11 protein-coding genes are annotated in these 12,158 nt (G+C 68.4%); 5 read left to right on the top strand and 6 right to left on the bottom strand.

Annotated elements, in window-relative coordinates:
- Positions 1-333: 333 nt before the first annotated feature.
- Positions 334-1,149: a hypothetical protein gene (locus tag HHX40_RS11015; protein ID WP_182880480.1), complete on the top strand. Its 816-nt coding sequence runs from the start codon at positions 334-336 to the stop codon at positions 1,147-1,149.
- Between the two features lie 98 nt (positions 1,150-1,247).
- Here HHX40_RS11015 and HHX40_RS11010 read toward each other — a convergent pair whose 3' ends face one another.
- Genes HHX40_RS11010 through HHX40_RS10995 form a run of 4 tightly spaced genes read right to left on the bottom strand, consistent with a single transcriptional unit; the run spans position 1,248 to position 7,987 of the window.
- Entirely contained in the window at positions 1,248-2,483 is a 1,236-nt protein-coding gene (locus tag HHX40_RS11010; protein ID WP_182880479.1) for a DUF3322 and DUF2220 domain-containing protein, read from the bottom strand.
- A complete protein-coding gene (locus HHX40_RS11005) occupies positions 2,480-5,818 on the bottom strand; it encodes an ATP-binding protein (RefSeq protein WP_259403504.1) in 3,339 nt (1,112 codons plus the stop codon). The genes HHX40_RS11010 and HHX40_RS11005 overlap by 4 nt, the downstream gene beginning before the upstream one ends.
- 2 nt (positions 5,819-5,820) lie before the next feature.
- Positions 5,821-6,492: a DUF4194 domain-containing protein gene (locus HHX40_RS11000; RefSeq protein WP_182880477.1), complete on the bottom strand. Its 672-nt coding sequence runs from the start codon at positions 6,490-6,492 to the stop codon at positions 5,821-5,823.
- Entirely contained in the window at positions 6,485-7,987 is a 1,503-nt protein-coding gene (locus HHX40_RS10995; protein ID WP_182880476.1) for a DUF3375 domain-containing protein, read from the bottom strand. The genes HHX40_RS11000 and HHX40_RS10995 overlap by 8 nt, the downstream gene beginning before the upstream one ends.
- Positions 7,988-8,186: 199 nt before the next feature.
- Here HHX40_RS10995 and HHX40_RS10990 point away from each other — a divergent pair, with 199 nt between their 5' ends.
- Both HHX40_RS10990 and HHX40_RS10985 read left to right on the top strand, forming a co-directional pair.
- A complete protein-coding gene (locus HHX40_RS10990; RefSeq protein ID WP_182880475.1) occupies positions 8,187-8,861 on the top strand; it encodes a DUF2637 domain-containing protein in 675 nt (224 codons plus the stop codon).
- Positions 8,862-9,146: 285 nt separating this feature from the next.
- Positions 9,147-9,668 (top strand): hypothetical protein, encoded by a 522-nt coding sequence (locus HHX40_RS10985; RefSeq protein ID WP_220499006.1) that lies wholly within the window; start codon positions 9,147-9,149, stop codon positions 9,666-9,668.
- On the opposite strand, the gene HHX40_RS38165 is transcribed toward HHX40_RS10985, so the two are convergent.
- Complete coding sequence (locus tag HHX40_RS38165; RefSeq protein WP_396787766.1) at positions 9,562-10,107, bottom strand: transposase; 546 nt, start codon at positions 10,105-10,107, stop codon at positions 9,562-9,564. The two genes, HHX40_RS10985 and HHX40_RS38165, sit on opposite strands and share 107 nt — an antisense overlap.
- Positions 10,108-10,370: 263 nt before the next feature.
- Here HHX40_RS38165 and HHX40_RS10975 point away from each other — a divergent pair, with 263 nt between their 5' ends.
- Positions 10,371-10,862, top strand: coding sequence for a hypothetical protein (locus HHX40_RS10975; RefSeq protein ID WP_182880473.1), 492 nt, complete (start codon positions 10,371-10,373; stop codon positions 10,860-10,862).
- The gene (locus HHX40_RS10970) at positions 10,846-11,388 is read left to right on the top strand and encodes a hypothetical protein (RefSeq protein ID WP_182880472.1); all 543 of its coding nucleotides are present in this window, start codon (positions 10,846-10,848) and stop codon (positions 11,386-11,388) included. The genes HHX40_RS10975 and HHX40_RS10970 overlap by 17 nt, the downstream gene beginning before the upstream one ends.
- A 101-nt stretch (positions 11,389-11,489) precedes the next feature.
- Here HHX40_RS10970 and HHX40_RS10965 read toward each other — a convergent pair whose 3' ends face one another.
- Positions 11,490-12,071: a hypothetical protein gene (locus HHX40_RS10965; RefSeq protein WP_182880471.1), complete on the bottom strand. Its 582-nt coding sequence runs from the start codon at positions 12,069-12,071 to the stop codon at positions 11,490-11,492.
- Positions 12,072-12,158 lie beyond the last annotated feature (87 nt).

The following is a 12,158-nucleotide window of genomic DNA, read 5'->3' as shown; positions in this document are numbered from 1 at the left end:
CGTGCCCGTTCCCCGATGATCCGTACATCGGGTGAGGCGCGCCGAAGGGCAACGATGAAGGCATTGCTGATTTTCCGAGGACCCGCGGCTGCTCACCCACGACGGCCTGACGATCCGTACGACGATCGACCAGCGGCTCCAGCGGGCGGCCCAGCAGGCCGTCGACGCCTATGTCGATCGCGACGACCCGCAGCTCGCCACGCAGGTGATGATCGTGCCGGGCGAAGGCGCCATCAGGGCCATGGCCGCCAGCCATGACGCCGGCAACGGGCCTGCTTTCCAGCAGGGCACAACCTCGATGCCCACACCCTGGCCGCGGCGCTCGCCGCCGGCATGCGGTACGGCGACGGCTTCGCCGTCTCCGACGAGTACCAGGCCCAGGGCTACGCGACGGTCAAGAACTGCGCGGACCAGGGCGCCGCCGAACCGACTGTCGTCATCCACAATCGGGAGAAGGGCGGGAAACGGTTCGTCACCCTGCGGTCGGGCACCCGAGGCGCGGTCAACACCTTCTACATGCGCGTGCAGGAGAAGGTCGGCCTGTGCGAGACCGTCAGGATGGCCGAGGGGCTCGGGCTCAGGAGCGCCGACGGAAAACCGCTCCGGCAGATAGAGACGTTCACGCTGGGTCCCACCGAGGCCGGTCCCGTCTTGGTGGCCAACTCCTACGCGAGTCTCGCCGCTCGTGGCCGCTTCTGCGAGCCTATGGTGATCGCGGAGATCCGTGACGGCTCGGGCACCACGCGCTCCTTCCCGCCGCGCTGCCGGCAGGTCCTGGAGCCGGCGGTCGCCGACGCGGTCACCGGAGTGCTGTCGGATGTCCTGGCGAAGAGCAGGCTCAAGGGCATCGGCCGAGAGGCGGCGGGCATGCCTGGCGAGGGCGACGCGCACCGATCCGCCTGGTACGCCGGTTACACCCCTGATCTGGCCGCGGCCGTCAGCCTCGGCGACCCTCGCGGCGCTTACCGGTACCCCCTGGTCGACGTCACCATGGCCGGGCGCCACTATCGACAGGTGGGCGGTACGTCGGTTCCCGGCCTGATCTGGAAGCAGGCGATGACCGAGGCGGCGCGGGGGACACGGGAGACCCGCTTCGCCCGCCCGGACATGCGGCGCTTCGGCGGCTGCCAAGACGCCTGCCCGAACTGACCGCCGCCCGGGCCGCGCTACGGAACAGCGGCAAAGCCGGAGGACATCGTGTCGCCGAGGCATCGGCGGTCACGGATGAGTGGCACGGGTCGCAGTTCTCAACGTCCCTGGCTTTTCACTATCTGCAGCAGCCGGCTTACGGCGTGGGTGAGAGGGATGGCTTCCTGTTCGATCCGGCGGAACGGGGTGGAGCCTGCGGTCGCGATGGTGTCGTACGCGACGCTCTCGGCTTCGGTGAGGTGCGGGAGGTCCGCAGGTGACGGCTTGATGGGGCGGCCTGCCCTGTCGTGGTTGACGCCGTGCTCGGAGTAGTGGTGCAGGTCGGTGGCGTCCATGAGGATGGAGGCGACGGGCTTCGGCGGTGCGCCGTCGGGGGCGGGCTCGGCCAGTGCGGCGCGGAACCGGTCGAGGATCGTGTAGCCGTCCGCGTCGATGTCGCCCCAGTAGACGACATGGTCCGCCGCGCGGATCCACGGCACGTTCGCGAGCAGGGGAGCTGCGGCCTTGCCGCCGCCCTCGACCACGATCGTGTCCTTGACCGGCGGGAACCAGAGGCGGGAGTCGCGGTTCTCGACCACGAGGACCACGCGTGGGCGGTAGGCGATGTCGTGCACGTCACCGGTGGTCCAGGCGTCGTGCTTGCGGCGGCCGGACGCAGCGTGGTCAGGGTCGACGTAGGTCAGGTGCATGACGGTCGGCCGGGGCCGGACTTCCCCTCGTACATCGCGCCCGGCGACGTCGCGCAGTAACGCGCCGTGGGTGTCGAGCCATTTGGTGTGCATGCCGGGGACCGGGAGTTGCCGCAGGGTCCACGTGCCGGCGTCGGGGTGCCGGCGTAGCCAGGTCACGGCACTGACCAGAACCTCCATGTCGACGGCCGCAAGACGGCAGACGGCCCGGAGCGTGGCCGGGGTGAGGATCGCCCCGGCGGACCGCAGCGCCGACGCGAGCGCACGGGCATGGTCGATGTCCACGGCCAGAGGTTCGGCACCGGTACGGGTGTCGGCCACGAGCGAGACGGCGCCGTCCAGGTCTGCGGTGAGCGTGGCGGGGAAGTCGCCGGCGACTCCTCGGATGGTCACCGCCCTAAGGACGAGTTCCACACCGGTGGGGAGCCGGCCGGCGAACTCGCGCCACTGCATGTGCCACTCGTGCCAGGCGGCGTGCCCGAGCCGCTCGACGGCCTTGCCCGTCGACACGCCGGGGCGGAGCGGAACGGAGAACACGACCTGGTCGCCGACACCGAGGCCCGCGCACACGGCTTCCGCCCACTTCTGGTCGATCCTGCGGCGGACGGCCTCCACGGCGTCCTTCGGGGTGACGAGTACGCTCATGCGTCCGGAACACCGACCAGGGGTTTCGCCCAGGACCGGCCCTGGGAGTTCTTGAGAATCAGGTACTCCGCGTCCACATGCGGCTCGATCGCGCTGTGCTTGTCGTTGGGGGCGCCGATGACGAGCTGGAAGCCGAGACCACGCCACGCGCCGATGGCCCGGCCGGTGAAGTGCGCGTCCGCCTTGATCAGCGCCTCGTCGAGGAAGACGGGGGCGTAGCGGGGGCGGTCGGCACCCGCGTCGCCCAGTTGGTACCGCAATGCGGCCCCGACGATGAACGCGACCAGCTCCTGCGATTCGCCGCCGGACTTCTCGCCGATGTGGTCGTACACGGCGACGTGCCCACCCTCGAGATCGCGTTTCTCGGCACTGATCCGAACGTGGTTGCGCACGTCGACGAGGTCGGCGAAGTCGGGCGCGGTGCGTCGGATGCGGTCGATCACCTTGGCCATCCGGTGATAGGCGCGCTCCCGGTCCTCGTCCGTCGCCGCCTGGTCGATGAAGGCGCGTACTTCGCGCAGTTCCTTGCGGAACCGGGCACGCACCGTGGAGTGGCTCTCCTGCGGGTCGATGCGCAGCCGGTGCCTGTCGTCAGCGAACGGCAGTTCGGCGAGGATGCGGTTGACCGGGTCGATCCGGTCGCGGATCTCCCGGACAGCGGCGGCGAGCTCGCTGTCCAGGCCGGTCAGGTCGTTGCCGGACAGTTTGAGCAGGCTATCCCGCCACTCGATCTCCAGTTCGTGCAGCCCGCTGGTCTCCAGGTCGGTGAGCAAGCGATCGAAGTCGCGGTACGAGTCGTCCGCGTCGATGCCGAGGTTCGGGTTCGGCCAGCGCTCGACGAACGTCGAGAACGTGTCGAGCAGCGCCTTCTTCGACCTGCCGATCGCCTCCGCCGCGGCCTGCCGGTCGGCGCGGAGCCGCTCGGTGGCCCGTTTCACCGCCGCGTCGAACTCCGCGAGCGCCCCCGCCGGGGCGGTGCCGTCCGGGTCGCTGTCGAACAGCGCCTCCAGGTAAGCCCGATGCTCCTGACCGACATCGGCGCCTGTCTCCGCGGCCGTGTCGAGGGCCTGCTGTGCGCGGTCCACCTCGTCGACGGTCGCCTGCCAGGACTCACCGAGTATCCGCACGTTCTCCTTCTGCCGGCCGACGCGTTCGGTCAGTTCCCTGGCCTGCTCCTTGAGTTCGTCCACTTGGCGCTGCATCTGGTCGATGCGCGGATCGCCTGCGCGGATTTCGTCGACGATGCGCTTCCAGCGGTCCCGTTCCGCCGTGACGGACTCGACGTCCACCTGGTCCCAGGACAACTCGGTCAGGATCTGGTAGGCCATGCGTCTTTTTTCGACCGAGTCGAGGTCCTCCTCCGCCTTCGTCGCCCGGGCGACGGCCTCGTCACGGCGTTCCCGCGCAAGGCTCATCCGGTTCTCAAGGTCGGCGAGCAACCTGGTGTTGGTGAAACCGAGCAGGTTGGCGCGGCCGTGGCCGCCGTGCGCGCCCCGACCGCTCTCCGACGTCTGGCCAGTGATCGTGAGTGCCTTGGGGTACTGCCCCAGCAGCCTGGGTGTCTCGACGCAGACGAAGTCGAACCGACGGGCCAACTCGCTCTTGAGCCAGGAGGTGAACGGCGACGGCCGGTAGTCGAGCCGGCCGGGGAGCGTCTTGTCGTTCAGCCCGACCTCGTCCCGCAGACCGGTACGCACGCCCTCGAACTGGATACGCCGGGCGGTCGGCACCGCGTTGATCGCTTCGCGGAACGAGTTCAGCCGGCCGATGTCGATCAGCATCCGCGTGGCGAATCCGCCGAGCGCCAGGTTGAACGCCTCGCGCCACGGCTCGAACTCCGTCCGCACCTCGATCAGCTCGCCGACGAACGGCAGGTCGTCCGGGCTGAGCCCGGCGGCCTCGGCCAACGCCGCGCGAGCCACGTGCAGCTCGGTCGGGATGTTGCCCCGCCGGTTCTTGACCGCCTTGTGCTCGGCGAGCAACCCGGCCAGCTCGCGGTCGGCGTCCTTCTTCTCCGACCTCGCGTCGGCGAACCGCTCATGGACGGCCCTCCTGGCGTCGGCGTCGGCCAGCGACCGATGCGCCGTCTCGACCACTGAGGCGAAGTCATCACCGTTCGACACGCCGGCGCCGATCGTGGCGAGCGCCCGGTCCAGCCGCTCCCGCGAGCGTTCGACATCGGCCAGTCGCTGCTCCACGCCGCGGATCTCCCGGAGTGCGGTGTCCAGGCGATCACCACCGGACGCGCGAAGCGTGTCGGCCACCCCGTCACGCTGTACTTCGATCGCCTTGACCAGGGCGGTGGTCTCCGACAGTTCGTCCTCGGCTCGGTGGTGCCGCTCAACCAGGTCCTTCTCGGCGGCGCGCAGCAGGTCGAGCCGGCGTTCATGACGCCACAACGCGGCAGGGGACGACGTGTCGGTGAACGATCCGACCTCGTCGATGAGGCGCGACCGGTCCACTGCCTCGTCGATGGCGCGCCGGTGTTCGCGGATCGGGGTCAACGCCTTCACCTGCTGGCGGGCTGTGATCATCCTGGTCCGGGTGCCGGACAGTTCGTCGAACTGCTGTACCACCGCGTCCGCCGTGGCCAGCGTGGACGGCTCCTCAAGGACCATCGTCTTGTAGAGAGCGTCGACGGTGGTGATCTGCTGACCGGCCTGGATCCGGCCCAGCAGCGCGACCGCCTTGTGCCCGTCGCCCGCGGCGCCGATACCGAGGGTGGTGTGGAGACGCGCGGTGAAGTCGCGGTCGGTGTCGAAGCACTTCAAGCCGGTCGCCTCGACCTCGGCACGGGCGAGCTTCCTGTTCGCCGGGCCTTCCAGCGTGCGCAGATCGTACGAGTGGTCACAGGTGGCGCGCACCGGGATGACTTCGTCGAGGCTGCGGGCGGCTGACGGGACGTACCAGGCCCGGAGCGCGGTGAACTCGGCGCCGGTGCGGTCGGCCCACGTCATCGCGATGGCGGACCAGGTGTCGCGGCCGTCCCCACGCAGCACCCTTGACCTGGTCTCGCCGTCGCTCCGGGACTCGTCGAGCTTGCCGCGCGCGTAGGAGAGGATGTTCCGCTGGTCCTTCCCCCGTGGCCTGCCGACGACACCACCGTTGGAGGCCCCGTTGAAGGGAGTCGTGTGCGGCATGAGCAACGCGATGTAGGAATCCATCAGCGTCGACTTGCCGGATCCGGAACCTCCGCTGAACAGGGTGGCGCCGGGTGCGAGCCGCAGGTGGTGATATCCGTCGTAGCCGCCCCAGTTGACCAGTTGCAGGTCCCGCGCCACCCACTGCTGACCGCGTGACGCCGCCGGGATCAACCCGAACAACGTGTCGATCATGCTCACGTCGTGGCCTCGTTCTGTTCGCGCAACCACTGCTCCAGTTCGGCGAGCCTCGCGGTACTCAGCACGACCTCCACCATCGGGGTGATCCGATAACGGCCTGCGGACTCCTCCGTGAGCAGACCTTCGGTGACCAGCCGCTGCACCGCGTTGCGGATCTCCTGCTGGCCGCGGGCCAGATTGTGGTCGTTCGGATCGAAGTAGGTCAGCACGGTCTGCTCCAGCTCCTCGATGTCCACCCTTGCGGACACCTCGCCCGTGCCGCGCTCCCGTTGGAAGACGGTCCGCAGGTGCACCAGCACCAAGGTCTCGGCCCGGGTGTAGGGGTCGTCCTTGAGCAGGATCGGCACGTCCAGTTCCACCGAGCGCACCTGTTGCTTGTAGGCGACGCCTCGGTCGTGGTCGACCACGAGCCGGACGAACAGGTCGTGCATCCGCGATTCGATGATCTGCTGGTTCTCCAGCAACGTGCGCCACTGCGCGGGGTTCTTCTCGGCCAGCAGGAACTTGCGCCGCAACAGCTGGACCAGCACCCGCCGCACGTCCGCGTCCAGCGTGCCCGCGTCGCCGGCGAACAATCCGGCTGGATCGTCCTCCATCGAGATCGGGTCGATGAACCCGGTCCGCGTGCCCGCCGACCAGCCGTCGTCGGCGCCGTCCGGCTCACTCATCGCCATCTCTCCTGTCCGCGCTCGCCGGGTTCGCCGCCACCACACCGCCGAGAGCGAACCGTCGCCGGGTCCGGTCGGGCCGGACCGTGTCGACCACCGCGACCTCGGCCGTCTCGGTCATCCCTGCGTCGTGGGCGATTTCCAGCAGGCCGAGCAGGTCGACCGGCCGCCGGATGTCCTCGCCCGCAGCGCGGAACGCGGCCATGACGTCCACGCTGTCCGCGTCACCCGCGAACGACGCCAGGTGCGCGCGCAACTCGGCGTACCGAGGGCCACCCCATGCCCGGGTGTCCGCGGCCGGCATGTCCTCGGCCTCGTCCCATTCCGCCAACGGCGCGGGCGGCTGTGGTGGCCGCAGGTCGCTCGTCCGCTGCCGCAGGTTTCCGACATCGGCCACCGGCAGGCGACGGAGCGGCTCGACGGCCTCACCGCGGCGTGAACCGGGAACCCACTTGTGGAGACCGGACATCACGTCCCTCAGGAGCTCGTCCACCTGGCGATCCCGCATCGGATCGTGGTTGCGGACCTGAGTGGTGATCACATGGGATGCCTGCCGCTGCGCGGTCAGCACCTCCTTGACGCCCTGCTCGATCCGGCGCGAGATCTCGGTGAGCTCCCGCCGCTGCTGCTCCGGCAGCAGACCGGTGAACCGGTGCCGCAGCACCGTGCGCAGCTGGTTCCACAGGTCCTCGATCTGCGCCGGGTCGCCGATCAGACGCAACGCCCCCGCGAACGCACGGCCCTCCGGTGTCGCGTCCAGGATGCGCCGGCCGCGGGCCAGGTACTCGCGGAGCACCTCACCGGTCGGCCGCGCGTCGTGCCGCAACTCGGCGACGACGTCGCGCTGGATGGCTTTGATCGACTCCGCCACGCGGGCGAAGTCCGCAGGCAGTTCCCGAGCCAGGTGCAGCACGTTCTCGGCCGCCTCAAGCAGCTGCTCGTCCTCGACGGTCTCGACGACGCCACCCTGCTCAAGCCGGGTGAGCTCCTTCTGACGGTGCCGGATCTCCTCGTGGAGGCGCGCTATCCGGGCCGTCTTGTCCGGATCGGCGTCCTGCGCGAGTCGCTCGATCGCCTCCAGCAGGGTCCTGACCCGGGACTCCGACACCCTGGTCCGCGCTCCGCCGACCCGCCCGGCGACCTCGAGCGCACCGACGCCGTACGCGGACAGCCGGTACACCTCGACGTCGTCGTCGGACACCTGCCGTACCAACCAGCCGGCCTGCACCCACTGCCTGCACAGGTCCCGTGCGTTCCCGGTGGGCAGCGGCTGGTTGTCCTCGTCGCCGTAGCCCGCGGCCCGCAACTGGTCAAGAGCGTCGTTGATCTCCGCGTGCGAGTCCGCCACCGCCACCCTCGGCCGCTCCGCGGTGAAGACCATCGCCAGCACCGTCACGACGAACGGCGCGTGCGTCTGGTGGAGCAGGGCGAGCATCGGATTCTGGAACGCCCGGAGCGCGCCCTGGTAAGCGCCTTCTACACCTCGTGTACCCATCGCCATGTAGCGTACGACCGGGGTACGACAAGGGGCGCCTGCGCCGAGATTCGGTACGTGCCCCCGGCGAGGGACCCAGAAATAGGGAAACTGGAGACACCTCCTCTGACCAGGTAGTTCGTGCTCGACAGCTCACCATTGAGACGGTCCGGCCCCTCCCGAAACGTCGTGTCCGTACCCTCCGAGTGGTAGCGGAGGGATGAACACGATGCCGTCGTCTCCCAACCGCTGGATTCGGCGTACGTCGACGGGCGGCGTGCTGCTGGTCGCTTTGATCGCCGCGATCGTCTCGTTCCGTCACATGCACGAGCTCTGCCTGCGCCACGGGGAGGACCACCTTGCAGCGGTACTCATCCCGCTCGCCGTCGACGGCCTGATTGTCGTTGCCTCGATGTCCATCCTCCTGGCCAACCGGTGCGGCTCCTGCGGCGGCCTGCTGGCGTGGAGCCTGCTCGTGGTCGGAAGTCTCGCCAGCCTCGGCGCGAACGTCGCCGTTGCCGAGCCGAGCCTGATCGGCCGCATCATCGCGGCCTGGCCGTCACTGGCCTTGATCGGCAGCTATGAGCTCCTGATGTCCCAGATCCGCCGCTCTGCAGGAGGACGGGCAGAGATTCAAGATCTGCCGGTTCTCAGCCCTGATCCTGATACCGATGCTGACCCCGCGGACCAGCAAGATGCTCGGGAAGACGCCATGCCCGCTGAGCACAACGCGAACGGCCGGGTCCTGCAGCGAGAGGCCTGGAGATGGGCCCAGCAGAACCGCCATGCAGACGGAGACCTACCTAGCGGCGTTTCCATCGCTCGGGCCTTTGCCCGTAGCCCGCGTTGGGGCCGCCTGGTTAAGAAGGCGGGACTTCTCGGAGAACTGAATTGACACGGGGACGAGCCTGACCGTGATGCTATCGGGGGCGCGTACGAGGCCGTCGGACCGGTACTGGCGCCTGAGGATAGGTCCAAGCTTCGTCAAGGATCCAACTTCGCTTCGGCGCAACTCTGGTCCGGACTCACACGGCGACGATGTCCGATGTACCGACCACCGCGACTAGGGCGCGTATCGGGTTGTGATCAAGAGGTGGCCCGGGTGAGGTCTCTGATCCAGATCATCGCGGCGCGGAGGTGGAGGCCAGCGAGATAGCTCGTAGGGGTCTTGTCGTAGCGGGTGGCGATGCCTCGCCAGGCCGGCCTGAACCGCTACCTGCGCATCACCCCCGCCGGCAAGCTCCGCATCGACAACGCCAAGGTCAAGACCGAGGCCAACCTCGACGGCAAGTACCTGCTGCGCTGCAGTGACCCTCACCTGAGCGCCGAGGACATCGCCTTGGGCTACAAGCAGCTTCTGGAAGTCGAGCGCGGCTGGCGCGACATGAAGCAGATCATCGACCTGCGGCCGGTCTATCACCGGCTCGAAGAACGCATCCGTGCCCACGTCATCTTGTGCTGGCTCGCCCTGCTGCTCATCCGCATCGTTGAGACCCAGACCGGTATGACCTGGCCTCAGGCCCGCCGCGAGCTCCAGCGCCTTCACGTCGGGACCTTCACCGGCCCCACGGGCACCTTCCGGCAGGTCACCGGCCTCACCAAGGCGCAGAGCGACCTGCTCGCCAAGCTTGGCATCCCCCGCCCCAAGCAGGTCCTCGACCTTCAGCCCACCCCGCTGACCAGCCACAACATCGCCGCCTAGAGAAACGCCCTCCAGGCGGCCAAACCCATATCCTCGCAGGCCACACCCCGAATCCGGTCCTCCAGGACACCGAATTACGTCGAACACGGGTCTTGGCGAACCCGGTCGGGTCGGCGATCAGTACCGCGCGTTCGTCGGCGAAGTGCTCCATCGCGTAGGCGCGCACCTCATCACGCAGCCCATCGGCATCCCACGGGGTCAGATTGATGAACCGCTGAATCGCCGTGGGCCTGCACTCGCCGGTGAACTCCGAGATCGTCCAGGAGTTCTTACGCGCCAGCGGGGCCAGCAGTCCCCGCAGATACTGGCGGAAATGCTCACGCGACTCCGTCCGGAACCACCGGCCCTCGAAGCGCGTACACACCCGTTCGAATTCCGACTGCCATGCGTCCAAATCCGCGGAGGTCACCGCGCCTGTGCTCTCGTGAGGCTGGGGCATGCCGATACCGTCACACACCCCAACCCTGTCACGCAGAGAAATCAGACGATCGCCACGAGCGATCTAGGCATGTAGTACTAGAAGGCTAGGTGCCAGTTCAGAGGTGTCTTTGCGCGCTAGCCGCCCCGCTAGGTCTAGCGGGGCGGGCCGCTAGGGCAGGCCGGTGATGACCCCGTGAGGCAGGTCGCGCATCCCCTCCTGTATCCCGTCGAATCTTGCAAGTGGGGCGCCAGCCGACGGTCTTCTCGTAAATGCTGACCCACATGAGCGACATCCCCCCGGCCGAGCGTCGACACCTGATCCCCGCACACGGCTACACAGCAGGCTTCAACCCCGACCGTGGGGGCTCGGGAACCAAGATCTACTACGAGCCCGTCATCGCCTTCGACGACGAAGGTGAGCCCCTCATTGCAAGCGAACGGAAACTGATCCGCGCCCGTGACAAGGCGGGATTCGACGGCCTGAGCCGGCATAGCGAGGAGTTCATCGCGTTCGTCCCGGGAGACGGATGGATGATCACGAATCACGACGACGCTGACTGGGTCCAGCGGGTCGTCGCCTGGGGGATCGACCGGCACGGATCGGGCCGGCCCCTCACAGTTACCAGCGACGGCGAGCTCGGCGTCGCGAATAGAGAGATCGCCGCTTGGCATCCGGACCTCACACCGCCGGCCTTCCCCGGCATGCAGCTCTCTGGGGGCGACCCCATGACGATGCGTCCTAAGACCGGGAGCGACGGTGCCCAAACTCAGTGATCCCCAATGGACTGACGTCGCTGCGGTGTACATCGCGGGTGGCGCCTTCGTCGTGGCGCTCGCCGCGCTCGTTGTCTCTTGGCTGGGATTGAGTCACCAGCGGACCGCTGCCGAGGCCGCTGAGCTTTCCGCAGAAGAGGCCAAACGGTCTGCGGATGCCGCCGTGCGTGCGGCGGAGTCGGGCGACCGTTCAGCCCGAGCCGCCGAGCGTTCCGCTCTGGCATCTGAGCAGCTCACCGAGATCGAAGCGATCAGGGACATGAGGCCCACCATCATGTGGGAGCTGGAACGCCTGTCGAAGGAGCGCGTGCAGCTCAGGAACACGGGGACGGAGACGGCGACCGGGGTGACTGTGGCGCCTGTTGAGAACATCCTGGTTGACCCTCCCCACGACGTCACGATTCAACCGGGGGCGTCGGTGCCGTTCGGCTACGTTGTGGGCGGGCTCCAGGTCGCCCCACGCCAGCTTTCGGTGACCTGCAACGAGCTGGCTGAGCCTATCTCGGTCGAGGTCCCTGCTTGGTAGTGGCACCTCTTCGTGGCACCTGGGGTGGTACGGGCGTGGCACCCGTGGCAGAGAGTCGGGCGCGCACCCCACGCCCAGCGGTACGCGGAGACCGCCAGGTCCTAAGGCCGGCCGACGGTCTTGCGCTCGAGCTGATTCAGGCGAGTGAGGGCGTCCTCCACCGCGTCGAGCCCAGCGCGCGCATGCTCCCCCTGCTTCTCGAATCGGGGCCCGTCCTGTGCACGGTCCACAGCGGTTCGAGGCGTAACTGGTTCGGCATCGCCCTCGTACATCGCCCAGAAGCCATCCGCGCCGGGGGCCGACGCGAATGCCGCATCCCAGGCGCCGGAGGCTTTCGTCAGCTGTGCTCGAAGCTTCCGGTCGTCGAGGCGACCTGCGAGATCGCGGAGCGTCTGAGCCGTCTCGCGGCGGTCCTCGTCAATGAACCACGGGCTCCGCCGTGGCTCTACCACGATGTCCTGCAAAGCCAGACGCGTCGTGTGAAGCGCCGCACGGAGGTCTTGAGCGGGCCCCATAGCGCGGCGGACCCGCCGGACCTTACGTCGCCACCACCACGCGATCAACGAGCCGAATACGGTGATCAAGGTCAAGGTGAGCCCGAGCCACGCGGGCACCGGCCCCCACTCCGCCTTGGACCAGTCGATCGTGTTCCACCAAGCGATCAAGCCGCCGAAGACGCCCATCCCTCGATTCTTCTCGCGGTTACCCGTCGGTAAGGCCGTCGGGCCCTGGCGACACGATTCCTAGCCGCAGCCCAGACGGGAGCCGTC

The organism is Microbispora sp. H10949, from assembly GCF_014161435.1.
Classification (GTDB): domain Bacteria; phylum Actinomycetota; class Actinomycetes; order Streptosporangiales; family Streptosporangiaceae; genus Microbispora; species Microbispora triticiradicis.
This window is presented reverse-complemented; position numbering and strand designations above follow the sequence as displayed.